General features: G+C 36.1%; 1 protein-coding gene. It reads right to left on the reverse strand.

Going from position 1 to position 1,187, the window contains the following annotated elements; all coding sequences use genetic code 11:
• Nucleotides 1-200: 200 nt before the first annotated feature.
• Complete coding sequence (locus AC07DW_RS34570) at nucleotides 201-881, reverse strand: IS6-like element ISS1N family transposase (RefSeq protein WP_024046927.1); 681 nt, start codon at nucleotides 879-881, stop codon at nucleotides 201-203.
• Between the last annotated feature and the right edge of the window lie 306 nt (nucleotides 882-1,187).

The following is a 1,187-nucleotide window of genomic DNA, read 5'->3' on the forward strand; positions in this document are numbered from 1 at the left end:
ATAATGGAATAAGTAATACTTGTGCAATGACACAAACGATTGCTCCAAATAAAAATGTGATAAATCCTCCTGTAGTTTTTTTAACTACAATATAACTTGTTTCAAAAAAATTTGCAAAGCTAGAAAATAATGCTGAGAGCATGAAAGGTTCTGTTGCGAAGTTTGAAAATCAAACGCGCCCTCTCTGAACTCCAAATATCTTAGGCTGGTATTCCCATTAATACCTTGATTTCAGTAGACACCGAAAAGCCGAAGAGCGTTCCATTTCTTCGGTTCTTTTTATATATTCCTCGAATGGTCTCCATGCCCTTAATCGTGGAAGAGGCTGTACGGAGACTTTGATAAAATTTATTTCGTCGTTTAATAGGTCGATGGTCTTGTTCTATTAAATTGTTAAGATACTTCACAGTTCGGTGCTCTGTCTTAGTATATAAACCCACACTCTGTAACTTTCTAAAGGCGGAGCCAAGAGAAGGTGCTTTATCAGTCACAATTGCTTTCGGCTCACCAAACTGTTTATGGAGTCGTTTTAAGAAAGCATAGGCTGCTTGCGTATCCCGTTTCTTTCGTAACCAGATATCTAAGGTTAAGCCGTCCGCATCAATTGCACGATAAAGATAATGCCAACGTCCCTTAATTTTGATATAGGTTTCGTCCATTTTCCATGAATAGAAGGATTGTCTATTTTTCTTCTTCCAAAGATAATAGAGGACTTTGCTGTACTCTTGCACCCAACGATAAATCGTAGTATGACAAACATTTATTCCACGATCATATAACAATTCCTGAACTTCACGATAGCTTAGATTGTAACGCAGGTAGTAACCAACAGCGACAATAATGACGTCTTTTTTGAATTGTTTGCCTTTAAAATGATTCATTACTCTGTCCTCTCTGTCTTTTTTCTCAATTTTACACTAAAATAGATTTTTTGGAAAACTTTGCAACAGAACCAAAGAAATAATAAATTCTAGGCCCTTAAAAGAAAAAATCAAATTTTTAACAAAGGTTATTATTATTAAGGCGAAAAACCATTAAGCCGTTAAACGAAAACGCAATTAGGATTGACTAGTTGAGGCTTGGTTAACCATCAACATCACTATTCAATGAAGAAACAGGCCTTGAATCTGAACGGTGGCTATCATACGCATAACGATCAAACATCGTCACAAGCGATCAAACGAGTT

The organism is Streptomyces sp. NPDC045701 (genome assembly GCF_056432045.1).

What these genes read in the sequence shown, in the direction of transcription:
- AC07DW_RS34570 (WP_024046927.1), bottom strand. Translation starts at nt 881, where the DNA reads ATGAATCATTTTAAAGGCAAACAATTCAAAAAAGACGTCATTATTGTC.